Origin of the sequence: Methylobacter sp. BlB1, assembly GCF_015476545.1 — a bacterium.
Taxonomy (GTDB): Bacteria; Pseudomonadota; Gammaproteobacteria; order Methylococcales; family Methylomonadaceae; genus Methylobacter.
In genome coordinates, this window is the sequence record NZ_JADMKV010000064.1 from 1 (window position 1) to 25,266 (window position 25,266).

The 25,266-nt window shown below is 53.2% G+C and carries 22 protein-coding genes; 7 read left to right on the forward strand and 15 right to left on the reverse strand.

Features of this window, described 5'->3' with window-relative positions:
- The 7 genes from IT781_RS18255 to IT781_RS18285 form a co-directional block, all read right to left on the reverse strand.
- On the reverse strand, positions 1-233 hold a 233-nt coding region (locus IT781_RS18255), incomplete at its 3' end, for a cyclopropane-fatty-acyl-phospholipid synthase family protein (RefSeq protein ID WP_194971611.1).
- 156 nt (positions 234-389) lie between these two features.
- Positions 390-1,475, reverse strand: coding sequence for a GTP pyrophosphokinase family protein (locus tag IT781_RS18260; RefSeq protein ID WP_194971612.1), 1,086 nt, complete (start codon positions 1,473-1,475; stop codon positions 390-392).
- A 475-nt stretch (positions 1,476-1,950) separates the two neighbouring features.
- Positions 1,951-2,148 (reverse strand): formate dehydrogenase subunit delta, encoded by a 198-nt coding sequence (locus tag IT781_RS18265; RefSeq protein ID WP_194971613.1) that lies wholly within the window; start codon positions 2,146-2,148, stop codon positions 1,951-1,953.
- A gap of 32 nt (positions 2,149-2,180) precedes the next feature.
- A complete protein-coding gene (fdhD, locus tag IT781_RS18270) occupies positions 2,181-3,029 on the reverse strand; it encodes a formate dehydrogenase accessory sulfurtransferase FdhD (protein WP_194971614.1) in 849 nt (282 codons plus the stop codon).
- A gap of 14 nt (positions 3,030-3,043) precedes the next feature.
- The gene (gene fdhF / locus IT781_RS18275) at positions 3,044-5,881 is read right to left on the reverse strand and encodes a formate dehydrogenase subunit alpha (RefSeq protein ID WP_194971615.1); all 2,838 of its coding nucleotides are present in this window, start codon (positions 5,879-5,881) and stop codon (positions 3,044-3,046) included.
- Positions 5,882-5,900: 19 nt separating this feature from the next.
- Entirely contained in the window at positions 5,901-7,454 is a 1,554-nt protein-coding gene (locus IT781_RS18280) for an NADH-quinone oxidoreductase subunit NuoF (RefSeq protein WP_194971616.1), read from the reverse strand.
- Positions 7,451-7,927, reverse strand: coding sequence for a formate dehydrogenase subunit gamma (locus tag IT781_RS18285; protein ID WP_194971617.1), 477 nt, complete (start codon positions 7,925-7,927; stop codon positions 7,451-7,453). Before IT781_RS18285 ends, IT781_RS18280 begins: the two co-directional genes overlap by 4 nt.
- Positions 7,928-8,667: 740 nt before the next feature.
- Between IT781_RS18285 and IT781_RS18290 the strand changes: the two genes are divergently transcribed.
- Entirely contained in the window at positions 8,668-9,207 is a 540-nt protein-coding gene (locus tag IT781_RS18290; RefSeq protein ID WP_194971618.1) for a DUF2058 domain-containing protein, read from the forward strand.
- Positions 9,208-9,306: 99 nt separating this feature from the next.
- On the opposite strand, the gene IT781_RS18295 is transcribed toward IT781_RS18290, so the two are convergent.
- The 4 genes from IT781_RS18295 to IT781_RS18310 all read right to left on the reverse strand — a co-directional run bounded on the left by IT781_RS18295 (position 9,307) and on the right by IT781_RS18310 (position 14,007).
- On the reverse strand, positions 9,307-9,936 hold the full coding sequence (locus IT781_RS18295) for a thiol:disulfide interchange protein DsbA/DsbL (protein WP_194971619.1): 630 nt from the start codon (positions 9,934-9,936) through the stop codon (positions 9,307-9,309).
- 3 nt (positions 9,937-9,939) lie between these two features.
- Positions 9,940-11,109 carry a c-type cytochrome biogenesis protein CcsB gene (ccsB, locus tag IT781_RS18300; protein WP_194971620.1) on the reverse strand — a complete coding sequence of 390 codons (1,170 nt, stop codon included), beginning with the start codon at positions 11,107-11,109 and terminating at the stop codon, positions 9,940-9,942.
- A gap of 41 nt (positions 11,110-11,150) precedes the next feature.
- Positions 11,151-13,130 carry a cytochrome c biogenesis protein ResB gene (locus IT781_RS18305; RefSeq protein ID WP_194971621.1) on the reverse strand — a complete coding sequence of 660 codons (1,980 nt, stop codon included), beginning with the start codon at positions 13,128-13,130 and terminating at the stop codon, positions 11,151-11,153.
- Between the two features lie 199 nt (positions 13,131-13,329).
- Entirely contained in the window at positions 13,330-14,007 is a 678-nt protein-coding gene (locus IT781_RS18310) for a cytochrome c (RefSeq protein ID WP_194971622.1), read from the reverse strand.
- 109 nt (positions 14,008-14,116) lie between these two features.
- On the opposite strand from IT781_RS18310, the gene yihA reads away from it, so the two are divergent.
- Positions 14,117-14,749, forward strand: a complete 633-nt coding sequence (gene yihA, locus IT781_RS18315) for a ribosome biogenesis GTP-binding protein YihA/YsxC (protein WP_194971623.1) — start codon at positions 14,117-14,119, stop codon at positions 14,747-14,749.
- Here the strand turns inward: yihA and IT781_RS18320 are convergent.
- The 4 genes from IT781_RS18320 to IT781_RS18335 all read right to left on the reverse strand — a co-directional run bounded on the left by IT781_RS18320 (position 14,722) and on the right by IT781_RS18335 (position 21,039).
- Positions 14,722-15,603, reverse strand: coding sequence for an MBL fold metallo-hydrolase (locus IT781_RS18320; protein WP_194971624.1), 882 nt, complete (start codon positions 15,601-15,603; stop codon positions 14,722-14,724). The genes yihA and IT781_RS18320 overlap by 28 nt on opposite strands.
- Positions 15,604-15,618: 15 nt before the next feature.
- On the reverse strand, positions 15,619-15,819 hold the full coding sequence (locus tag IT781_RS18325) for a hypothetical protein (protein WP_194971625.1): 201 nt from the start codon (positions 15,817-15,819) through the stop codon (positions 15,619-15,621).
- 333 nt (positions 15,820-16,152) lie between these two features.
- Positions 16,153-18,864 carry a DNA polymerase I gene (gene polA, locus IT781_RS18330; RefSeq protein ID WP_194971626.1) on the reverse strand — a complete coding sequence of 904 codons (2,712 nt, stop codon included), beginning with the start codon at positions 18,862-18,864 and terminating at the stop codon, positions 16,153-16,155.
- A 63-nt stretch (positions 18,865-18,927) separates the two neighbouring features.
- The gene (locus IT781_RS18335) at positions 18,928-21,039 is read right to left on the reverse strand and encodes a bifunctional (p)ppGpp synthetase/guanosine-3',5'-bis(diphosphate) 3'-pyrophosphohydrolase (RefSeq protein WP_194971627.1); all 2,112 of its coding nucleotides are present in this window, start codon (positions 21,037-21,039) and stop codon (positions 18,928-18,930) included.
- A gap of 255 nt (positions 21,040-21,294) precedes the next feature.
- On the opposite strand from IT781_RS18335, the gene IT781_RS18340 reads away from it, so the two are divergent.
- The 5 genes from IT781_RS18340 to IT781_RS18360 all read left to right on the forward strand — a co-directional run bounded on the left by IT781_RS18340 (position 21,295) and on the right by IT781_RS18360 (position 25,206).
- Positions 21,295-22,614, forward strand: coding sequence for a UDP-glucose/GDP-mannose dehydrogenase family protein (locus tag IT781_RS18340; RefSeq protein ID WP_194971628.1), 1,320 nt, complete (start codon positions 21,295-21,297; stop codon positions 22,612-22,614).
- A gap of 131 nt (positions 22,615-22,745) precedes the next feature.
- The gene (locus IT781_RS18345; protein ID WP_194971629.1) at positions 22,746-23,072 is read left to right on the forward strand and encodes a helix-hairpin-helix domain-containing protein; all 327 of its coding nucleotides are present in this window, start codon (positions 22,746-22,748) and stop codon (positions 23,070-23,072) included.
- 513 nt (positions 23,073-23,585) lie between these two features.
- Positions 23,586-23,750, forward strand: coding sequence for a T6SS effector amidase Tae4 family protein (locus IT781_RS22900; protein WP_194971632.1), 165 nt, complete (start codon positions 23,586-23,588; stop codon positions 23,748-23,750).
- A 237-nt stretch (positions 23,751-23,987) separates the two neighbouring features.
- Positions 23,988-24,176, forward strand: a complete 189-nt coding sequence (locus IT781_RS18355) for a hypothetical protein (RefSeq protein WP_194971630.1) — start codon at positions 23,988-23,990, stop codon at positions 24,174-24,176.
- A gap of 67 nt (positions 24,177-24,243) precedes the next feature.
- The gene (locus tag IT781_RS18360; RefSeq protein WP_194971631.1) at positions 24,244-25,206 is read left to right on the forward strand and encodes a DHH family phosphoesterase; all 963 of its coding nucleotides are present in this window, start codon (positions 24,244-24,246) and stop codon (positions 25,204-25,206) included.
- Positions 25,207-25,266: the final 60 nt, after the last annotated feature.

Here is a 25,266-nt window from a genome sequence, read left to right on the forward strand (position 1 = left end):
CGGAGTTTCGCTTGCTCGGTGAACAACTGGCTCATGTCGATGCCGGTGCCGATGAGGCCGTGATCGTGTGCCCAGGTGCACAGCATCTCCCCCGAACCGCTGCCGAGGTCGAGCACTCGGGCCCCCGGTTTCAGACGCAACGCCGCGCCGAGAATGGCGAGCTTTTCGGGTGTGATGGGGTTGTGGATGCGGTGAGCACTTTCAGTGATGTTGAATATTCGCGGGATGTCCATTGTGGAAAATTTCCTTATGGGCGTAAATAGATTCGGTCAGGGCCTAACGCGAAGCAAAGTAGGGTACGCACCGCGTACCTTTTCAATGCGTTCCGAATCCCTAGCCTCAAAAAGGTATGCGGTGCGTACCCTACAAGGCTCAAAGGCGCTGGCGTGTTAGTGACGGCGTCCTTTGGAGCGCTTTGTTAGCTTTTCGTCTTCTCTTGCACCTTCAATAACTCTGGTCGCAGTACTGTGGCCCCAGCCCACCGAGACCAATTCATCAACTGTAAATTCATCAATTCTGGCTCTAATCAACAGAAGATACAAAGCAAACTCCTCGGAAACAAACCAATCATGACCAGCAGGATGTATCCTCTTAAGGAACGTTTCAGCGTCATAGTCAATAGCGGATTCAAATTCGCGAATCGTACGGATTCCGAGTTTTTCACAATGGGAGGCAATTACCCCAAAATAATCTTTATCTTCATCTTCATCGCCTGGTGGTCGATCAAAGATATAGCCTATTGACTCCATCAACTGTTTGAGTGCTTCAAGCTTACTCCATCGCTGTGAAAATTCTCTCAGCGAAATAGAATTCAAAGAAACCTCTGTATTTCCATGATCTAACGCCTGAACAGCCTTAGCTCGCAGTGTTTCGGTTTCCTTTCTAACAGCAATAAACTCCTCATCAGCCAACTCGAACAAACCTGCGAGACGATACAGTTTTCGTCTTAGTTGTTTAGGCACATCAGATTCGTGTTTATATTGCAAAGCGTGTGAGACCGCCGCCCAGCTATGTTGTAATACCGTACGTATTTGTATTTCTGAACGGTATCCCTTATATGCCCGCCATTCCGGGAGCTTTTCTCTATCGAAATTTAATGACACGACTGAATGTAGCGAAATATATCCGAATTGGTCTGGTGAGTACTCGCTAGCCAAATGAGATGTCTCAGATTCGATAACCTTAAATTGACTAGAGAGCATGTTTGCAACTTTTTCGACATCATCCAAATAATAAACAATAATTCTAATTCCAGATAAATCAGGCAGTTCTTCTAGTGGGTTGTCATATGATTTTCCGGGGCGCCTTATCTTTTCCCTGAAACTGTCTACTGTTTTTGCCCGTCCTTCAATTAAATGGGTTTTTATTCCTTGAATCTTCAAAAGCTCACTAATCAGTGACATAGTTCGTTCCGTAAACGCCACATACTGAGGTCTAAGCAATGTGAATTGTTCAACGACATCTACTTCAGACATTTTCGCCTCTGATATAAAAAGCTAACGTTCTAGGTGAACGGCCGCCGGAGCGCGAAGGGCACCGGCAAGCCCAGCTTGTTGGTAGTCCCACTCGACCGACGGGTTGGGCGGCATTCAGTCCCAGACGACATTGGTCACCCCGGGAATTGACGGCACAAGATCGGTAAGATGGGTTTGCAGTTTTTCGATCTCGGCGCTGGTTTAACTCGCTTGAATGGGCGCTGATCGAGTCTGCGGGCATATACGCGTCAAGTACTTTACCCTGACTGGATAATGCCGCACGGGTTAAGGAATGGGCATAAAATAACTTTCTCAAGCGGGCGGAGGATTTTCTGGTGTAGGTGAGGATTCGCCTAAAGTGCCTACTGTTGGTATCCGCGCAAGTGCGGATACCGTATAGGGTATAAGTAAATTCGCACTACAATTTTCTGATTTATTCCATGCCCATTACTTAATCAATCTGCTGAATGCCGTATCAGCCCTGCTCCGATGCAAGGCGCGCAATGGCTTGCTTTACCAATTCGCTCAGTTCACTGCCGTCTTCCCGGTAGTACTGGATGATTTCCTTGCGCATTCTTGGTTCCCAGGATTTCCGCAGGTGGTCGAAAACGCCTTCTACGGCCGCTTCCTTGTCGGGATCGGAATTGAAGAAGTTGCCAATGTCGTTGGCCATTTTTATCAGTCTTGCTGTGTGATGCATGGTTATTACAATAAGGTAGGGTAAGTCGTGTGAGTTAAACGTTCGGAATGGGTGTAGACGACATGCTGGTCGTTGCGCGCGAAACCTACCAGCGTCAGGCCGGTATCTTCAGCCAGGCGGATCGCGAGGCCGGTTGGAGCGGAAATGGCTGCCAGCAGCGTGATGCCGACCGTCGCCGCCTTCTGGACCAGTTCATAGCTGGCGCGGCTGGTCATGATCAGAAAACCGTCGGCCGGATTCCTGCCGGAACGCAGCAGGAGCCCGATCAGTTTGTCCAGCGCGTTATGGCGGCCCACATCTTCACGCACGTACTGTATGCCCTGTTCCGGCACAACCCAGGCGGCGGCATGGACTGCGCCGGTCAACTGGTTCAGCGTCTGCCTTTCGCGGAGCTGGTCCAGTGCGCTGCAAAGCTCCGTCGCCGGTACGGCCAGTCTGCCGTTCACGGGATTGGTAGGGCGTATCGCCTGATCCAGATTGTTGGAGCCGCACAAACCGCAGCCGGTGCGTCCAGTCATGTTGCGCCCTTTATCGGCCAAGCAGCCAAAGCGCTGCTCGGTGATCTTGATGCGCACTTCAATGCCGTTGGAACGCTGGTACACGCGCGTCGAAAGCACTTCATCCGCCCGCTGCACGATGCCCTCGGTGAGGCTGAAGCCGAGGGCAAAGTCTTCCAGATCTTTCGGTGTCGCCAACATCACGACATGAGGCATGTTGTTATAGATCAGCGACACCGGCGCTTCCTCGGCAATGTAGTCTAACTGCCGGGAGTAACTATTGCCTTTCCAGCGCTCAACGGTACTCTGTTGATAACTGGGCCATCCGAGTTCCAGATTTGAAGGCAACGTTTGCATGGTCCTTCCCGTTACTAATGCTGGGCTGCTTTATCCAGCAATTGCAATTGTTCTTCGGTAAAGTCCTGGTAGCTGCGCTGCCATTCCGAAGTCTGGCTGACTTTGGCGACCTGCACTGCCGTAACCTTGTACTCAGGGCAGTTGGTTGCCCAATCCGAGTTATCCGTCGTGATAACGTTGGCGCCTGATTCCGGGAAATGGAAGGTCGTGTAGACGACGCCCGGTTGAACACGGTCCGTAATCAGGGCGCGCAATACAGTCTCACCGGCGCGGCTCTTGATGCCGACCCAATCGCCATCGTTGATGCCACGGTCTTCGGCGTCATGCGGATGGATTTCCAGACGGTCTTCGGCATGCCAGGCGACGTTGTCGGTACGGCGGGTTTGCGCGCCCACATTGTATTGCGACAGGATGCGCCCAGTGGTCAGGATCAGCGGGAACATCTGGGTTGTACGTTCCTGAGTCTGCACATATTCAGTTACCATGAACCGGCCCTTGCCGCGCAGGAATTCATGTTCGTGCATGGTCGGCGTACCTTCCGGCGCTTCGTCGTTGCACGGCCATTGTACGCTGCCCATCTGGTCAATTTTCTCGTAACTGACGCCGGTGAAGCTGGGTGTCAGCCTTGCGATTTCATCCATGATTTCGGACGGATGGCTGTAGTTCATCGGGTAACCCATGGCGTTAGCCAGCAGTTGCGTGACTTCCCAGTCTTGGTAACCGGCCAATGGCGCCATGACTTGACGCACGGGCGAGATACGGCGTTCGGCATTTGTGAACGTACCGTTCTTTTCCAGGAAAGACGAGCCGGGCAGGAACACGTGCGCAAACTTGGCCGTTTCGTTCAGGAACAAATCCTGTACGATTACGCATTCCATTGCGCGCAGGGCTGCATGCACGTGCTTAATGTCCGGATCTGATTGCGCGATGTCTTCACCTTCGACATACAAGCCTCTGAAGCTGCCGTCCAGTGCCGCATCGAACATGTTCGGAATACGCAGGCCCGGTTCGGATTCCAGCGTAACGCCCCAGTTTTGTTCAAATAACTGCCGCGTTGCCGTGTCGGATACATGGCGGTAGCCGGGGAATTCATGCGGGAATGAACCCATATCGCACGAGCCCTGCACGTTGTTCTGGCCGCGCAACGGGTTGACGCCGACGCCGACGCGTCCCAGGTTGCCTGTCGCCATGGCCAGGTTGGCGATGCCGATAACCATGGTCGAGCCCTGGCTGTGTTCGGTTACGCCCAGACCGTAATAGATGGCGCCGTTAGGGGCCTTTGCATACAGTCTGGCTGCAGCGCGGACTTCAGCAGCCGGTACGCCGGTTATGGCTTCGGATGCTTCTGGCGAGTTGCGCTCTTCGGCGACGAAATTTTTCCATTTGTTGAAGGAAACCATATCGCAGCGCTCTTGAACGAATGCTTCATCAACCAGGCCTTCATTGACCACGACATGGCCCAAAGCGTTGATCAATGCCACGTTGGTGCTGGGGCGCAGTTTCAGGTGATGGCTGGCTTTGACATGCGGGCTCTTGACCAGGTCGATCTCACGCGGATCAGCTACGATCAGCTTGGCGCCCTGGCGCAGGCGTTTTTTCATTTGCGAGCCGAACACTGGGTGGCCGTCGGTCGGATTAACGCCGATCACCATGATGACATCAGCTTGCATGACTGAATCGAAGTTCTGCGTACCGGATGACTCACCAAAGGTTTGTTTCAGGCCGTAACCGGTCGGGGAGTGGCACACGCGCGCGCAGGTATCGACGTTGTTGTTGCCGAAGCCGGCACGGATCAGTTTCTGCACGAGATAAGTTTCTTCGTTCGTGCAGCGGGATGAAGTAATGCCGCCGACCGAATCTTTGCCATAATTGGCCTGGATGCGTTTCAGCTCGGATGCAGCATAGCTGATCGCTTCTTCCCAGCTGACTTCCTGCCATGGATCCTTAATGCTTTTACGGATCATCGGCTTGGTGATGCGGTCTTTGTGGGTTGCATAACCGAACGCGAAGCGGCCCTTGACGCAGGAATGGCCGTGGTTGGCCTTGCCGTCTTTGTCGGGAACCATGCGGATGACCTTGTCACCTTTCATCTCGGCTCTGAACGAGCAGCCGACACCGCAGTAAGCGCAGGTTGTGACGATGGCGTGTTCAGGCTGGCCTTGTGCGATGACGGATTTTTCCATCAATGTGGCGGTCGGGCAGGCTTGTACGCAGGCGCCGCAGGAGACGCACTCGGAATCCATGAATGCTTGGTTCTGGCTCGGCGAGACTTTGCTGTCGAAACCGCGTCCGTCCAGCGTCAAAGCGAAGGTGCCTTGGGTTTCCTCGCAAGCTCTGACGCAGCGTGAGCAGACGATGCATTTGCTGGGGTCAAAGCTGAAATAAGGGTTGCTGTTGTCTTTCTCGGCCTTCAGGTGAGTTTTGACCGGGTTGTAGCGCACTTCGCGCAGGCCAACCGCACCGGCCATATCCTGCAGTTCGCAATCGCCGTTCGATGAACAGGTCAGACAGTCCAGCGGGTGATCGGAGATATACAGCTCCATGACGCCGCGGCGCAGGTCGGCCAACTTGTCGTTCTGTGTGGTGACCTTCATGCCTTCGCCGCAGGGCGTCGTACACGAGGCCGGATAGCCGCGGCCGCCTTCCACCTGGACCAGGCACAAACGGCAGGAACCGAACGGCTCCAGGCTGTCGGTTGCACACAGTTTAGGAATTTCAATACCGATAGAGGCCGCCGCACGCATGACAGAGGTGCCGGCCGGCACTGTGGCCTTGAAACCGTCAATTTCCAGTGTGACCATTTGATCTGACTGGCTGGCTGGAGTGCCAAAATCTTTTTCGAATTTAGACATAATCTTTTCCTTAAAAGGGTTAGGCCGCGTTCGCCTGATCATGATCGCCGAAATCTTCGGGGAAATGATTCAGCGCGCTCAGTACCGGATAAGGTGTCATTCCTCCCAAAGCGCAGAGAGAACCGTTCAGCAGCGTGTCGCAGAGATCACGCAGCAGCGGAATATTTTTGCTCAGGTTGTCACCGTTGATGATCTCATCCATGACTTCTGTGCCGCGTGTGGAGCCGATGCGGCACGGCGTGCATTTGCCGCAGGATTCGGCCGCGCAGAATTCCATGCTGTAACGAGCCATTTCGGCCATATTGACGGTATCGTCAAACACGACGATGCCGCCATGACCCAATACGGCCCAGATGGCTGAGAATGCTTCGTAATCAAGCGGCGTGTCGAATTGTGATTCAGGCATGTAGGAACCTAAAGGACCTCCGACCTGCACGGCCCGAATCGGACGACCGGATGCCGAGCCGCCGCCGAAATCGTACAGCAGTTCGCGCAAGGTCAGACCGAATGCGCTTTCAACGAGGCCCGGGTGTTTGATATTGCCCGATAATTGGATTGGCAGCGTGCCGCGCGAGCGGCCCATGCCGAAGTCGCGGTAATAGTCGCCGCCCTTGTCCAGGATGATGGGCACGGAAGCCAGTGAAATGACATTGTTCACGACAGTCGGCTTGCCGAACAGGCCGCTGATGGCCGGCAGTGGCGGCTTGAAGCGGACCAGGCCGCGTTTGCCTTCCAGACTTTCCATCAGTGACGTTTCTTCGCCGCAGACATAAGCGCCGGCGCCGATGCGGACTTCCAGGTGGAAACTGTGGCCGCTGCCCAGAATGTTGTCGCCGAGATAACCGGCTTCATAGGCGGCCGCGATGGCTGCGTTCAGAGTTTCTTCGGCATGCGGGTATTCGACGCGCAGATAGATGTAGCCCTGCGTTGCGCCGACGCCGAGACCGGCAATCGTCATGCCTTCAACCAGCACGAAAGGGTCGCCTTCCATGATCATGCGGTCAGAGAAGGTGCCTGAGTCGCCTTCGTCGGCGTTGCAGATAATGTATTTTTGCTCGGCCGGCGTATTCAGTACCGTGTTCCATTTGATGCCGGTAGGGAATGCTGCGCCGCCGCGGCCGCGCAGGCCGGAATCGGTGACATGCTTGACGATATCGGCGCTGTTCATGGCCAGCGCGTTCTTCAGGCCGCGGTAACCGTCGTGCTTGATATAGTCATCCAGGCTGATGGGGTCCGTGATGCCGACGCGCGCAAATGTCAGGCGCTGCTGGCGCTTGAAATAATCCAGTTCTTCCGTGAGGCCGAGATTCAGCGCATGTGCGCCGCCGTTCAGGAAATCGGCTTCAAAAAGGCCTTCGACATCGCTTTTCTGAACCGGGCCGAAAGCTACGCGGCCTGCTGCCGTTGCGACTTCAACCATCGGTTCCAGCCAGTACATACCGCGAGAGCCGTTGCGCACGATATTGACTTCAAGCCCCCGATTTTGGGCCTGCTTTGAAATAGCTGCAGCGACCTGGTCGGCGCCCATGGCAACGGCGCAGGAATCGCTCGGAACGTAGACAGTGGTGCTCATAAGGAAGACTCCAATTCGTTGACGATCTCGTCAAAGCGGTCGTCAGTGACGCGGCCGTAAACGGCGTCATCGATTTGCATGGACGGAGAACGGGCGCACAGGCCGAGGCAATACACAGGCTCTAGGGAGAACTTTCCGTCGGCCGTGGTTTCATGATAGTCGATGCCGAGCTTGCTTTTGACATGGCTCTCCAGTTGCTTGCTGCCCATGGCCTGGCAGGACTCGGCGCGGCAGACATGCACGGTGTGCTTGCCGGGCGGTGTCTGGCGGAAATAGTGATAAAAACTGATAACGCCATGCACTTCGGCACGGGAAAGATTCAGTGCTTTGGCAATTTCTGGAATGCTGTCGGCAGGAATGTAACCTAGCGCGTCCTGCACGCTGTGCAAAATCGGTAAAAGCGCTCCGGGCTTGTCTTTTAAAGAGGCGATAGCGTTCCGTACCGCTTCTTGGTTACCGTTAAGGTCTGTCATGTTGGTCTCGCTGTATTGCTTTTCGTCTCGGAAAATGATGACAAGAATACCATGTTTTGGACTCTTAGTAAAAATCAAATAAAAATAACAAATTATGTAAATTCATTGTGGTTTTAGGTTTATTGCCGTAACGATTCTGTAAGATATAGATACTTTTGCTATGCAATAGATCCTTACACAAGCGTAATAGATTCTTATAAACAAGCTAAAGATTATTAGCAATCAAGCTCAGCCCCAACTCTAGATGGATGAATAGCAACTATGCAAATAAAACATAATTTTGCATAATCAACCGAGCTTCAATTTTTATCGGTTGAGTTGGACGCAGTCAGCCTCGTTATCTCATTTCATCAATATTTAATAAATAAATGGGAGCATAAGCGTTTGTCCGGAATAACGATCGCGCCACATAGCGTGGAAATGGCTGTTCTCCAGATATTTTATTTTTGACTGATACAAAACATTAGATCGATTTTTGAAGAAGCAATATGCCCAGCAGGCGCTTACAGCCGAGTTCCTTTGATCATGCGCCGGCGCGATTATTTCGAGCCGCCGTTCAGGCTTATTTTATCCGCGCTGGACGCCCTTGCAGAGAAGGCTGATGAGCTTGAGGGTTACGATTCAAGGGGCTGGGCAATGTTATTTTTATATGTGATGGATTCAAATTCATAGGGCATAAATTCGCATATAGTGAACAACTTTTTGCCCGTCTGGAATTTATAAATTATTAGGATCGAACTATGAGCCAAAGAAAATTATCGTTACAGGAACAGCTGTTAAAATCGGGCCTGACGACCGATGCCAAGGCCAGACAGATTCGCTCGGAAAAGCGCAAACAACAACGGCAAAACAACGCCGGCGGTGAAGATGAAGCCAAACGTCTGGCGCAGAAAACCAGGGAAGAGCAGGCGGCCCGCGATCGCGAGCTCAGTTTGCTGAAAAAAGAGCAGGCGGAGCAAAAAGAGATTTCCGCCCAGATCAAGCAGCTGATCGATCAGAACCGAAAGGATCAGGCTGATGATGACGGCATCGCTTACAAATTCAGTGATAACAACAAGATTAAGACCGTATATGTATCGGAAGCCATGCGCGAGCAGATCAGCAAAGGCCGTCTGGCGATCGTGAAATGGGAGCGGCAGTACGAGATCGTTCCGGCCGATGTTGCGCTGAAAATAAAAGCGCGCGATGCGAATTGCGTGCTGGTGCTGAATGATCAGGCTGAAGAAAAAATCGATGATGCCTATGCGGCTTACCAAATCCCTGATGATCTGATCTGGTGACAGACGTAGGGCATGCATCGCATACCATTTTCAAAGTTTGCCGACTCATTGTCGCTCTGAAAAGGTACACAATGCGTGCCCTACTTTATGATTAACCCATCACTTGCCTAAGCTGGCGCTTTCCTGTTTGACCAGTTGGTCCATGACTTCGATCATCTTTTTATGAGAGCCGGCTAACGGGCCATTGGTTTTATACTTGCCGTTGATGACAATGGCCGGTACGCCGGTAATGCCGTAACGGGACGCGATCGCGCCGGCTTGGCGCATTTTCGTATCAACCAGGAAGGAATTGTAGGCCGTGCGGAATTGCTCTTCGCTGACGCCGTGCTCGGCAAAGAACTTGGCTAACTGGTCTTCGTCTTCAAGTTTCTGTTTTTTGACCTGGATGGCTTCAAAAAAGTCGTTATGCACTTTGTCGACTACGCCCAGCGCCTCGGCCGTGAAATAGGCCTTGGCGTGTTTGCCCCACAGGCTGCTGAAAACGGCCGGCTGGCGGATGAATTCAACGTTGGCGGGCTGTTCTTTCACCCATTTTGCCAGCAGCGGTTCAAAGTCATAGCAATGCGGGCAGCCGTACCAGAAGAATTCGATGACTTCGACCTTAGCCGGATTGTTGGTCGGCTGTGCCGGTGACAGGGTTTCATAGCCGACCGACTCGGCGGCTTTTAGCAGCGTGGAGCATGAAAACAGCAGGATCAACAGGCCGGTTGGAATGATTTTTTTTAGCATGATTTAGAGTTCTCCATAAGAATGTAGTCCGGACAAAAACATATTGACGCCAAGGAACGCGAACAGCGTGACGAAAAAGCCAATGATAGCCCACCAGGCCATCGGTTTGCCATTCCAGCCTTTGGTCAGGCGCATGTGCAGCCAGGCCGCATAATTAAGCCAGACGATCAAGGCCCAGGTTTCCTTAGGGTCCCATGACCAATAGCCGCCCCATGCTTCCGCCGCCCATAAGGCACCGAGTATAGTGGCCAGCGTGAAAAAAGCAAAGCCGAGCGCGATGGCTTTGTACATGACGTCTTCCAGTAAAGGCAGCGCCGGCAGGCGCGCGGCCATCAAACCGTTGGGGTTTTGGGCTTCGGCCCCGGATCTCAGGATGAACACGACGCCGATCATGGCAGCCAGAGAAAACGAACCGTAGCCGATGAAGTTGGCGGGCACGTGGATTTTCATCCAGTAACTGTTCAGCGCGGGCACCAGCGGCTGGATTTCATGGGCCTGCTTGTCGAACGTGTACCACAGCAGAAAGCCTACGGCGGCGCTGATGACGAGCAGCACGAAGCCGCCCAGCGAGCGCGTCCGGTAGCGCTGTTCGTAATACAGATAAAGCAGCGCCGTGATGAGCGAGAACAGGATGAACACTTCATACAGGTTGCTGACCGGGATATGGCCGATATCGACACCCATTAAATACGATTCCCGCCAGCGCACCATCAGGCCGGTCATGCCCAGCGCCGTGGCCGACCAGGTCAGGCTGGCGGCTACCTTGCCGGTGAATTCGTTGCCGGAAAACAAGTGGCCGAAGTAAGTCACGGTCGCCATCACGTACAGCGCGCTCATCCACATGATGGCCGACTGGCTGGACAGCAGGTATTTGAGAAAGAAATTGCTATCGGCAGTCGACAGATCCGCGCCGTAGCGAGAAATGGCGAACAGGCTGAGGCCGGCGATCGCCAGGGTGAAGGTTCTCAGCGAAGGCCAGAACCAGCCCAGCCAGACCGTCAGCATTCCAGTACCGAACAGGATGGCGATTTCAAAGCCGTCCATCAAATGCCGGTACTGGCTGAAGGCGAATACGGCGCCGGCCATGATCAGCAGTGCCCAGGTCCAGTCAAAGAGCGAGCGCTGCTTCAAAAAGCTGTCTGCCCTGAATTCTTGATCTAAAAGATTTTCCATAGCGATTTGCGGGTATTGGTTACAGATGAGATCCGGCTGGATCAGATTAGCTTTTGGGTCAGGTCTTGCCTGATAAGTTCAAACTCCCTGTCGAAGTCATAACGGTTGCGCAGGGCGCTGCCGGCCAGGGTTAATGACGATTTTTCGCCGCCGGGCCTGATGATCACCCAGAGCCGGCGTTGCGGCAGGTAGAACATGAAGAACACGCCGACGGCGAGCAGCAGGCAGCCCGGAAACACCAGCCACTGGCCCGGCGAACGCGTAATCTGCAGGCCGGTCGCTTCGATGTGCTTGAAGCTGTTCAGGGTTATCAAAACCGGCGAGTCATACTGATAGGCGACGTCGAGGGCGTTGACGGCATTCTCGAAGAAATGCATGTCGAAATCGCTGGCCGACTGGGTAATGTCCATGCCCTCCTGTTCCAGCACCGACAAGTAGATGTTTCTCAGGAATTGATGCAATACCGTGGCATACAGCTCGGCGACCTGCTGGCGCTGGGCTTCCGGCACCGATTTTTCAATCTGCGCCGAGATGCGCTCGTTGCCGCCCTCGATGAACTGCCGGCTGATGGCGATCATGAACTCGGCGACTTTTTGCTGTTCGGCAGCAGGCAGACTTTTGCTGTTCTCGGTCGATTGCGCCGTGGCTAGGGCGATTTTGTTGAGCCGGTCCGGATTGTTCAGGACCGCCAGAAAATTCAAAAAGCGGTCCGGACGCTTTTCCGCATCGGCCGGAATGAACCAGTACTGAAACGGCTCGGCCGGCGAGCGGCGCATGCCGCTGAGATAGAAGCGAGCGCCGTCCTGTTCGATGGGCTGCATGTAATTCAGGTATTCGTGCGCCGTGCCGTCGGCTTTGCGCAACTTGAACTGGAAGCTGGGCCCGATATTGCGGAATTTCTTGGCGCCGGTCGGGTCCGGATTGACGTTGAACGGACGGAAGTCGACGATTTCCAGAGATTGCTCACCGGCAGCCGTCCTGATTGGATAACTTCCCTTGACAGTCGCCTCGATGTCCTGAACTTTGCTGTCCGCGCCGGTCAGCGGGTTCAGGGCCAGTTTCAGTTGTGAACCGCCGTCGCCGAAACTGTTCTGGTAGATCGTGTAGCCCTTATAGCTGAATGGATGATTGACCGAAATGGTCCGCCTGACCGGCTCGCCTAAGTCCTTGTCGATGATCGCCAGGTCGCTCTCGAATGACTTGGGCTGGCCGCTTTCGTAATGCTCGATACGAAAATCGTCGACATGGATAGTAAACGGCAGTTTTTGTACCAGATAGCCGTCTTTGAAATCGATGAAGGCGATATTGGCGGCCTTGCCTTCGGTAATGTCGATATTGGCGCGGAAAGACAAGTTGTCGGCCGGCAGCGTGCTTTGTTCGGGCACTTCGCTGGCCGGAATCCGGCGCGTCTCAACGGCGATATCGCCGCGCAGCTGCGCGATTTTCAACGGCACGTTGCCGTCCAGGAGCCCGCCGATGCAGATGACGATGATGGCGACATGCGTGAAGATATAGCCCAGACGGCTGCCGGCGCCTTTTTTTGCCGCGATCAGCAGCCCGTCTTTGGTATCGAGCTGTTTGGTCTTGTAATGCTTGTGCCGGAGCAGGGCGCTAACATAATCGATACTGTACTGGAGCGGCTGGCCGCTTTGCCATTGGGCATGATGGGCCAATCGCTGCAGCGCGGCCTGGTGCGCATGTTCATGAAAATTGCGCATGTCTCTGAGCATGTGCGGCGTGTTGCGGTACACGCAGACGCTGGTCGAAATGACCAGGAAGGTCAGAATCGTCAAAAACCAGCTGGAGGAGTAAACATCATACAGATCCAGCGCCTTGAAAATTTCAAACCAGAAGGGGCCGAATTTCAGCACGTAATCGACATAAGGCTGATTTTGCTTCAGGACCGTACCGATGATGGCAGCAATGGCGACGGCGACCAACAGCGTGATGGCCAGGTTCATGGAACCTAAAAAGCGGAAAAGAGTACGGGACAGGGACTGCGACGCGCTAACGGAAGACATGGATTTATAGGTTGACTATCACATCCCAGTTTAAAGAGATGTTTGGTAAATACTGGAAGTTCGGTAGGCCGGGCGGTTAACCCGGCATTTCGAGGCTTTCTGTGCCGGGTTGACGTCAAAGCGCCAGCCCAGCCTGCGCCGGTTTCACTCGCAAACCGGGAAGCTGTTTTCAGCCAAAACCTTAAAGGCAGTGAGACCGTTATTTCATCATGGAAATACGATAAGAAACGGCTTTGATTTCGTCATCGGTCATTTTTTTGGCGATCATGTGCATCATGTTTTCGGGATTATTGCTGCGGGCGCCGGATTTAAAGTCTTTGAGCGCTTTGATCAGGTAGTCGGCATGCTGGGACTTCAATGCAGGGAATGCCGCGGGCTTGTTGCCTTCGCCGAAAGGACCGTGGCAGGCGATACAGGCCGAGACTTTCCGCTTCAGGTCGCCGTTGCGGTAAAGATCGCTGCCCTGAGCGATCAGGGTTTGAATAGGATCTTCTTGCTTTTCGGCTTCCGCGGCAGGTTTTTCTTCTTCATCTTCGTCCGGAAGCGGCAATTGGTTTGCTGAAATTTTGCGGGAGGCATAGTAGGCGGCAAGGTCGGCGATGTCTTCATCGCTCAGGGGCATCGCCATCGGCGACATCACAGGGTCCTTGCGCGTGCCGTCCTTGAAGGATTTCAACTGTCTTTCGATGTATGACTCATGCTGCTGGGCAAGTTTGGGGAATGTTGATACCATGCTGTTGCCGTCCTCGCCATGACAACTGGCGCAGGCGGCCGCTTTTTCTTGGCCTGCTTTAATAGAGCCTTCGGCATGTACGATAGGTGCAGCGCCGCCGGTAAACGCCAGAGCAATTGAAAATGCCAGCAATTTTTTCTTCATCAGGTTCCCCTTCGAAATAAAGTCATCATTTATGGTAGCCTTTATAGTTATTGAACGGCTACTTAACAGTCGAATTCTACTCTAATTAACAAGCTTAAGCGAGGCAGCGATGAATCCAATTTATCATCAGGCAAAATTTATCAATAGTTCGCCGCACATCCGCAATGCGCCTGCCGATCAGGGCTTGGAAGTGGCCTTCGCCGGACGCTCCAATGCGGGAAAATCCAGTGCGATCAATACCGTGACGCAGCAAAACGCGCTGGCCCGGATCAGTAAAACGCCGGGCAGGACGCAGATGCTCAACTTCTTTGAAATCAACGCCGGACTGCGTTTTGTCGACTTGCCCGGTTACGGTTATGCCAAAGTGCCGGTGGACGTGAAGAAAAAGTGGCATGAGATGATGGAGCACTATTTGACGCATCGCAAGTCATTGTGCGGCATCATCCTGGTCATGGACGTGCGTCATCCCTTGACCGAATTCGATTGGCAAATGGTCGAATGGTGTCAGCATACTCATCTGCCGCTGCATATTTTGTTGACCAAAGCCGACAAACTGGCTTACGGGGCGGCCAAAAATACGCTGCTGCAGGTCAGGAAGGAACTCAAGGATGTCAGCTCTCCATTGACGATACAGCTGTTTTCATCCTTGAAGAAAACCGGCATCGATGAGGTGCATGAGGCGCTGGACACTCTGTTTAGCCGCGCCGAGCCTGATCAAAGCGAGATTTCAGCGCCTTCCTGAGCCAGCAACAGCTCGAAGCCGAGGTACGGGTATTTCTTCAGCAGATCTTTATAAATAGCATCAAGTTCAGCATCGCTGCGTTCCGGTTCATGATGCGTAAGGAACAGCTTTTTTGCATGGGCATCGGCGGCAAGTTTTATTGCAGAATCATAGGTGCCGTGCCCCCATCCTCGTTTGGACGCATATTCTTCACGGGTGTAGGATGAGTCAACGATCAGCGCATCCACATTCCTCATGGCTTGCGTGACCTCCTTGTGCTTGGCGTCGATGGCCGATTGGAGCACGGCATATTCTTCATCGTCCGGGTTATAAATATTGACCAGGGGCTCATAGTCGCCGGTAAAAAACAGCGATTGTCCATCGCAATCAATCCGATAGCCGAAATTCAGCACGGGATGGTTAAGCACAATGGGCGTAATTTTGGCGTTGCCGATGCGGGTCACTTCGCCGGGCTTGATTGTGATGTACTCAATGTGCGCATTAAGCTGGGCTTCACGGATCGGGAAGAAACTGTACTGCAGCTGCACGGAAAGGGCGCGATGTATGCTTTCATGAGTGACCAGATCAAGGCCGCCGTAGATCTTGACTTGGTTATCCTTGATGAAAAGAGGCGTGAAGAACGGCAAGCCCTGTATGTGATCCCAATGGGTATGGGTAATAAAGATGTGCGCAGTGATGGGCATTTCCTTGACCAGCGCTTGGGCCAGTGCATGAATGCCGGTGCCGGCGTCGAGGATGATCAACTCATTGTCGTCGGTTCTGATCTCTATGCAAGTCGTATTGCCGCCATATTTAACGGTGTCAGGTCCCGGTGTCGGAATGGACCCTCTAACACCCCAGAATTTGAATTTCATTACTGTCCTTAGAACTCAATTAAGCGAGCGGGTTTCTGTTTTTACCAGCTCCATCTCTCCTAATGCATTGATCAGTAAGGGGCATGGCAACCCGAAGCATGCTCCCATGAAGACGGAGAAAAGCACCATCATAGCATTGTCTCCGTCATCAGACTGTACGTATTTGCTGACTTGATTGACGGCAAAAAGCAATTCTTCATCAGATTGTTGTGTCATGGAGGCATTATTGAAGATGCGCGCAGAATGGCGGTCTGCTATTCAAACAGGATAACAGAGGAAATAGTTTACGGAATAATGAGAAAAAGAAAGCCCCAAATGCGTACAAGCATGTTGGGGCTTGAGAAGAAAAATCAGCCAATCATAAAAGGGGGGAATTGGACTGATTCGACGCCGTTTTAAGGCGTACGTCAATAAGACGAATGTGTAAATAAAAAGTTCCTCATAAACACATAAAATTTTACTTAACGAGTATCGTAAAACGTTAGGGCGGGGCTACAAGCCCCGCCCCGCTATGGGTACAAGTGAATTCGACCTTACAACGGCGCAACCTTAATGCGCCTCGTCCCAGTTATTGCCTATGCCGATGTCGACGACCAGCGGTACGTTCAGGTCGGCGGCCGAGCACATCAGTTCCCTGATGCTGGCCGTGCAGCGCTCCAGCTGGTCTTCGGCGATTTCAAAGACCAGTTCATCATGAACCTGCATGATCATTTTTGCATCAGGCTTTTTCTGTTGCAGCCATTGATCGGTGGAGATCATCGCGCGCTTGATGATGTCGGCGGCCGTGCCCTGCATCGGCGCATTGATGGCCGTGCGTTCGGCATACTGGCGGCGCGCCGCGTTGCGCGATTTGATTTCGGGCAGATACAGGCGGCGGCCGAACAGGGTTTCCACATAACCCTGCTCGCGGGCCAGCGCGCGGATATTGTCCATATAATCCTTGACGCCCGGATAGCGCGCAAAGTACAAGTCGATATAGGACTGCGCCTGGTTGCGCGACAAGCCGAGCTGCTGCGCCAGCCCGAACGAGGACATGCCGTAAATAAGTCCGAAATTGATCGCCTTGGCCGAGCGGCGCAGGTCGGGCGTGACCTGATTGGGCGCCACGCCGAACACGTCGGCCGCAGTCGCGCGATGCACGTCCTCGCCGGCGCTGAAGGCCCGCAGCAGGCCGGCATCATTGGACAAGTGCGCCATGATGCGCAGTTCGATCTGCGAGTAATCGGCCGCGACGATTTTATAGCTCTCCGGCGCGATAAACGCCTGACGGATCTTGCGGCCTTCGTCGCTGCGGATCGGGATGTTCTGCAGATTGGGGTCGGTGGACGACAGGCGGCCTGTCGCGGTCACGGCCTGGTGATAGGATGTATGGATACGGCCGGTCTTGTCGTCGACCTGCTGCGGCAGCTTGTCGGTATAAGTCGATTTGAGCTTGCAGAGGCTGCGGTGCTCTAGAATCAGTTTGGGCAGCTGGTAAGTCATGGCCAGTTCCTGCAGCACCGATTCATCGGTGGACGGCTGGCCTGTCGGCGTTTTTTTCAGCACGGGCAGTTTCTGCCGGTCAAAGAGGATTTCCTGGATCTGCCGCGGTGAGCCCAGATTGAACGCCTGCCCGGCCAGGTCGTGCGCCTGCTGCTCCAACGCGACTATGTGATTGGCCAGTTCCAGGCTATGCTGCGCCAGCATGGCCGTATCGATCAGCACGCCATTGCGCTCGATGCGCGCCAGCACGCTGATCAGCGGGATTTCGACATGCGAGTACAGATTCATCAAGGCTTTGTGCGGGGCCAGTTTTGCCATGAGCACCTGATGCAGTTTCAGCGTAATGTCGGCGTCCTCGGCCGCATAGAACGCAGCCTGTTCCACCGGCGCTTCCTGAAACGGAATCTGTTTGGCGCCCTTGCCGCATACATCTTCGTAATGAATCGTCTCGATGCCTAAGTATTCTTTGGCCAAGTCGTCCATGTTGTGCTTCGTGGCCGTGCTGTTCAGCACGTAAGATTCCAGCATCGTGTCATGGGCGATGCCGCGTAGCGCGATGCCGTGGTTGGCCAGCACATGCATGTCATATTTCAGGTTCTGGCCCAGCTTGGCTTTATGCGGGTCTTCCAGCAGCGGGCGCAGGCGTTCCAGAATCTCGGTTCTGTCCAGTTGGTCGGGGGCTCCGGGGTAATCGTGCATTAGCGGCACATAAGCCGCGTGACCGGGCGTGACGGCAAAGGACACGCCGACGATTTCCGCCTTGCTGTAGTACAGGCTGGTCGTCTCGGTATCAAAGGCGAACAGCGGCGCCTGGTCGAGCTGCTTGAACCAATCGTTGAATTGGTCCTCGGTAAGAACGGTTTCATAAACCGATTCCGGAACGGCCGCTTGCTCTTCGGGGACAGCCGCGGTTTCGGCTTGGCTGTCGAGCAGCTTCAGCCACGATGAAAAACCCAGTCTGGTCAGCAGGTTTCTGAGTTCAGTGTTGTCCGCGGGGCGGCGCTTCAGGTCTTCCAGGCTGTAGGGCAGATCCAGATCGCATTTGATCGTGGTCAGTTGCTTCGACAGCGGCAGCTGGTCCAGGCTGGCGCGCAGGTTTTCGCCGATCTTGCCTTTGATCTGGTCGGCACAGGCGATCAGGTTTTCCAGCGTTTCATATTCCTCCAGCCATTTGGCCGCCGTTTTGGGGCCGACTTTGGGCACGCCGGGGATGTTGTCGACAGTATCGCCGATCAAAGCCAGATAATCGACGATCTGCTCAGGTTTTACGCCGAACTTGTCGATGACGCCCTGAATGTCAAGCCGCACATTGGACATAGTGTTGTCCAGCGTGATGTGTTCGTTGACCAGCTGCGCCATGTCCTTGTCGCCGGTCGAGATCACCACGTGAAATCCTTCTTGCTCGGCCTGCTGCGCGAGGCAGCCCATGATGTCGTCGGCCTCCACGCCGTTTTCGATGATCAACGGCAGGCCCATGGCTCGGATCAGCTGATGCAGCGGCTCGATCTGTACGCGCAGATCGTCGGGCATGGGCGGCCTGTGCGCTTTGTATTGATCGTAGAGATCATTGCGGAAGGTCTTGCCCGGCGCATCGAAAATGACCGTAATGTAATCGCTTTGATAATCATCGATCAGTTTGCGCAGCATGTTGGTAACGCCGAGGATTGCATTGGTCGGCTCGCCTTTCGGGCTGGTCAGCGGCGGAAGGGCGTGGTAGGCGCGGAACAGGAACGAGGAACCATCGACGAGAACCAGGTGATTTTGTGTGTCTTGGGGCATAGTTGCAGTTACAAGGTCAGAGATACAATGCGTAGGGCGATTTCAGTCGCCCTGAGCGGCTAATTAAGTTTTACGCTTAACATCGACTATGTTAGGCAATTGATTGATTTTAGTCAGCACCTGGCTCAATTGGTCGGTGTTTTCGATTTGAATCGTCAGGTTCAGGTCTGCTGAAAAATCAGGATGTGTATTCAATACCGCATTGGAAATATGAATTTTCGCCTGGGCCAGGACTTGCGATACGTCATTTAACAGATTCTGCGCGCTGAAGGCATGGATGACGATAGGCACGGCATGGCTGGATTTTTGCGAGCCCCAGTTCACAGCGATCAGCTGGGATCGTTTTTCCGGGCCTAAGTGCATGATGTTTTCGCAGGTCTTGCGGTGCACGGTGATGCCTTTATTGTGCGAGATATAGCCGATAATGTCGTCGCCGGGAACCGGCTGGCAGCATTGCGCAAAAGACGTCAGCACGTTATCGAGGCCGGCCACGGAAACGGCGGATTTTGCCGGCGCTTTTGGCTGCCTGGCTTTGGCGGGCGGCGCCTCCTCCAGTTCGGGTATTTTAAAGAAAGCCGCCAGCTGACGGACATTGATATCGCTGCGGCCGATCGCCTCGAGCAGTTTATCGGTATCGGGTTGTTTGAAATGTCTGGCCAGCTCCTCCAGATTAACCATTTTCAGCCCCAACTGTTGGCATTTTTTGTCCAGGATGGCTTTGCCGGTCGCGATATTCTGCGCCTGCTGCTGATTTTTAAACCAGCTTTTGACGCGGCTGATAGCGCGCGATGATTTTAAATAGCCCAGGTTCTGGTCTATCCAGTTGTGGTTGGGGCCGCCTTCCTTGGCCGTCAGAATTTCCACCTGCTCGCCCGATTTCAGCGTATAAGTCAGCGGCACGATGCGGCCGTTGACTTTCGCGCCGCGGCAGCGATGGCCTATCTCGCTGTGGATCGCATAGGCAAAATCCAGCGGCGTGGAGCCCTTGACCAGATCGATTAATTTGCCGGCCGGCGTCAGCACATAGACGCGATCGTCGAACAGATCATTGCGGAGATTTTCAACCAGGGCCTCGTCGCTGTCTTTTTCTTCCAGCAGCTTGCGCAGCGAGGCAATGCTTTTTTCAATGGCGGCATTGTGCCGGCCGCCTTCCTTGTAGGACCAGTGCGCAGCAACCCCGAGCTCGGCAAAGTTGTGCATTTCGCGCGTGCGGATCTGGACTTCGATGCGATTGCCATCCTTATCCAGAATGACTGTGTGCAGGGACTGATAGCCGTTCTCCTTGGGATTGGTAATATAATCGTCAAATTCTTTGGGTATCGTTTGCCAGTGGCCGTGGACAATACCCAAAACGGTATAGCAATCGGCCAGGTTGTCGACAATGACGCGCACCGCCAGCAGGTCGTACAGTTCTTCTATGTCCAGCTGCTTGCGCTGCATCTTTTTCCAGATGCTGTAAATATGTTTGGGGCGGCCATAGATTTCCGCGGCAATGCCTGTCTCGGCCAGCGTTTTCTGTAGCAGTGCAATAAAGCTGTTGATGCAGGTTTCCCGATGCGCGCGCTTGCCGGCCAGGGAAGTGGCGATGCGACGATAGACCTGAGGCTCCAGATAACGGAACGCCATGTCTTCGAGTTCCCATTTCAACTGGTGAATGCCGAGCCGGTTGGCAATCGGTGCGTAGATATCCAGCGTTTCCTGGGAAATAAAATGGCGCACTTCGTAGGATTCCCGCGGCAGGTTGCGCAGGCGCTGCACGCGGTAAGCCAGTTTTATCAGCACGGCGCGCACGTCGTGGGTCATGGACAGCAGCATGCGGCGCAGGGTTTCGGCCTGATTCGGCTGGCTGGCCATTTCCGGCGTGTAAACGGTCAAGGTATTGAGCCAGTTGACATCCTTGACCAGCGCTGCGACCGTTTCGCCGAACTGCTCGGCAATGTCGGGCTGGGGATTTAAATTTGCCAGGCGAGGGTCACTTAAAATTGCCGCGAGGATGGTTTTCAGGTCGATATTGATCGTCATCAAAATGCTGGCCACATCGATGCCTTTAGGGCGGTAATAATGCGGATCGTCAGGGATTTGGGCGACGATAGCCAGCGCCTGATCGATTTGCTCCTTATCCGGAGCAGAAAGACCGGAAAACAGCGCTTCGTTGGGATGGGTGTGTATTTGCATCTGATGATTGTAAACGATTCGAAGAACTTGGCAATGATGATAGGCCGAGACTATCAATGTCAGTTCGCTGACAGCCATTTAATAAATTGAGAATTTGTGACGGTGTGAATACCGATTAAAATTAAAACATAAACCCATTAAACTATAGCCCATGCCGATAATAGTGCTCATCGATTTTGAGTCCATAGCCAGTCAATAATTCATTGGCTCCAAGTCGGCACATCAATCAGTTTTTAATCATCAAGGACAAAAACCATGAAAATTACTATCTTCGGCAGCGGTTATGTAGGGCTGGTGACCGGAACCTGTCTGGCGGAAGTCGGCAATGACGTCGTCTGCATGGATGTCGATGTCACCAAAATAGAAAAACTCAAACAAGGCATCATCCCGATTTATGAGCCCGGGCTGGAAGCCATGGTCCGCGAAAACCAGGCCGAGGGGCGGCTGCGGTTTACCTCCGATGTCAAGGAAGCCGTGGAACACGGCCTGTTTCAGTTCATCGCGGTCGGCACGCCGCCTGACGAAGACGGCTCGGCCGACCTGCAGTACGTGCTGGCGGTCGCGCGCAGCATTGCCGAGCATATGGACGGCTACCGGGTCATCGTCGACAAATCGACCGTACCGGTCGGCACGGCCGACAAGGTCAAGGCGACGATGCAGAAAATCCTGGACAATCGCGGCCTGGACCTGGAGTTCGATGTCGTGTCCAATCCCGAATTTCTGAAAGAAGGCGATGCCTTGAGCGACTTCATGAAGCCCGACCGCATCGTCATCGGCACTGACAATCCCCGGACCGCCGAATTGCTTCGGGCCCTGTATGCGCCGTTCAACCGCAGCTACGAGCGCGTCATTACCATGGACATCCGCTCGGCGGAACTGACCAAATATGCGGCCAACGCCATGCTGGCGACCAAAATCAGCTTTATGAACGAACTGGCCAATCTGGCCGAACAGCTGGGCGCCGATATCGAGCATGTCCGGCAGGGGATAGGCTCCGACACGCGCATAGGCTACAGCTTTATCTATCCCGGCTGCGGCTATGGCGGCTCCTGTTTCCCGAAAGACGTCAAGGCGCTGGAGCGGACGGCCAAAGAATGCGGCTATCAGGCGGAACTGCTCAATGCCGTGGAGAACGTCAACAACCGCCAGAAGCACCGGTTGTTCGATAAGATCAATCAGCACTATCAGGGCGCTTTAAGCGGCAAGAACTTCGCCCTGTGGGGCTTATCATTCAAGCCCAATACCGACGACATGCGCGATGCCCCGAGCCGGGTCGTGCTGGAAGCCTTGCTGGAGGCCGGCGCCACCATTCAGGCGTACGATCCGGAAGCGATGGACGAAGCGCGGCGCATTTATGGCGACAGGCAGGGATTGAGCTATTGCGACTCGCCCAAAGATGTGCTGAAACAGGCCGATGCGCTGGTGATTGTGACGGAATGGAAGCAGTTCCGCAGCCCGGACTTTGATTTTTTAAGCCAGCAGCTGCAGGATAAAGTCATTTTCGACGGACGCAACATGTACGAGCCGCGCCTGGTCCGGCGCAGCGGCTTGCAGTATTACGCCATCGGCCGCTAGAGCTTGGTTGTCCTTGAAGGCTGGTATTTTTGACACTAACGTCTAAACTACCTTGTGAATAGTTAAAATTATTTTTGGTTGGCGATAAGTTAAGACTATTCGAATTTTACATTCAATTTTAAGGATAAAACATGAAAACGTTATTAGTGATTTTATTTGCCACCTTTTGCGCCGCCAATGCCGTTGCCGCTCCCGTCAATATCAATAGCGCTGACGCCAAAACGATATCGGAATCCCTCTCTGGCATTGGCCAGAAAAAAGCCGAGGCTATCGTTAAATACAGGACAGAAGTCGGTCCGTTCAAAACGGCAGAAGAGCTGGCCAATGTTTCCGGTATCGGCGAAAAAACCGTGCAAAAAAACAAAAGCGACATCTTGTTGAGTGATTCCGGAGCGGCAGCTCCAAAGCCTGAGGCAGCAGCTCCAAAGAAAGACGCAAAAACAGATAAACAGCAGTAATCTTCTAGGCCGCCGGTATATGCAATAAGATAGCTATCATTTTGGATATGGCTGTACTGGTGGCCACTTCAATAGAATCTCCGTGATTTTTGGGAGCTTAGCTACCGCAAGCGGAGCTAAAGCGTTCTTCTTCAGCGGCAACGCGGCCCGAAAGGTCTATATAAAAAACTGATGTTACGCAGTTAGTTGAAGTTAGATCAGTTTAGCAAAGTGCCGCTAACGCGACGGTTTTATTTAATTGGGTTTTCACGAAAAACCTCCTTGTTTTTCGCCTTGACAGGCGGCTGTGCCGATTTGTCGCACCCGAAGGTGAATCCCTTGCTTTTAACAGTCTGTGTAGGCTGGGCTGGAGCTTTAGCGGAAGCCCGGCATGGGCGGCCGAAACGCTGGGTTTAGCAACCTGACCTATCCAGCTGCCCTGCTAAAATCAAGGCAAAATCTACTGTAGGGTACGCATCGCGTACCTTGTCGGACTTGCGGTGTGCCGAAAAGCCCTAAACTGGCAAAAAAGGAATAATATTTTTCAAAGACTATTATGGTCCAAGCAACCAAGGTGATCATATCGATTTATGGAATGGTAATAGACTAACTAGATTTAGTAGCTATTGGGATTTTCTTGTTATGGGAGGCGGTCGCTATCAAAAGGCTGAAGTTTGGTTCTTCTGGATCATAGGATAAATAGCATGGTCAAATCAAAGCTCTGGAAGCTAGTGATCAGTGTAATTTGTGGTGTGATCATAAGCCCGGTCGTAGGCACATTAGCTAGCAATATTTACATTCCATATGCTAGAAGCGATTCAGAAATATCTACTGTATTTGAAGCGTCGACAATTATAGCCTTTCCAATTTTTGCTGCAGCAACATTCATTCTTTTGCAGCGTTTTTTCAAGAAAGGTACGAATCACTAACAATCACATGCGCTTGGCAGCAAAAAGCGGCACTCCTTATTCCTCGTCGCTTTTTGCTGCCGGTGATGCAAGGCATTATCAGTTCACACCAAGTAAATTCTGGCAATCTGTAAACAATACGGTGAAAGATCTGTATAAAAAACCCGGCAAGGCGAGATTTAAAAACCTTACCGGAATTAGTGCGGTCTATGAATAAACGGAAAGTGCTGAAAAAATGTGGAGCAAATGCAATGCTATCTGATTGAACAGGAGATTTTAAATTAATGAATTATGATGTCTTTAATGGCGATGCCGATGGCATATGCGCCTTGCTGCAGCTTCGATTGGCCGAGCCAAAATCGTCAGTGTTGGTGACGGGAATAAAGCGCGATATAGAGCTGTTGGACCGGGTTAATGTGAAGCCGGACGATGAGGTGACCGTGCTGGATATTTCCCTGCAGAAAAACCGTCCTCATGTAGAAAGGATACTCCGGCAAGGCGCCCGCATTTTTTATGTCGACCACCATCTGGCCGGCGATATACCCGAGCATGCCGCGCTTAAAACGCTGATTGATACCGATGCGAACATATGCACGAGTCTTCTGGTTGACCGTTACCTGCGAGGGCAATACCGCAGTTGGGCCGTTGTTGCGGCTTTCGGCGACAATCTGAATCAAAGTGCGGAACAGGCGGCAGGCACGCTGAAGCTGTCGGCGCCGGAGATAAGCCAATTAAAGGAGCTGGGCGTTTGCATCAACTACAACAGTTACGGCGGCTGCGTCGAAGATCTGCATTATCCTCCCGATCAGCTTTATAAGCGTTTGCTGGTTTATAAATCGCCTTTCGATTTTATCAGCGATCAACGCTCAATCTACAAGGAACTTCAGGCCGGCTATTATGACGATCTGGTTCAAGCAAACCGTATCAAGCCCGAATATGATAATAATCATGTCACGGTGATCATATTGCCGGATAAAATCTGGGCTCGGCGCATTAATGGCGTTTATGGCAATGAGTTGGCCAATCGGGTTCCGGAAAAAGCGCACGCCATTGTGACGCATAATCAGCGGGGCGGTTACCAAGTCAGTGTTCGCGCGCCGCTGATCAATAAAACCGGCGCGGATGAACTGTGCAGCGAATTTCCCAGCGGCGGCGGGCGCAAAGGGGCGGCCGGGATCAATCATTTGCCGGTAGAGCAATTGCCTGCTTTTATAAAAAGATTCAGCGAAAAGTATAGCCAGCTTTAGGGATCAATGCCGTTAAGTTAAGCCGTTCGTGGTGAGCCCTTCGGCTGCGCTCAGGACAGG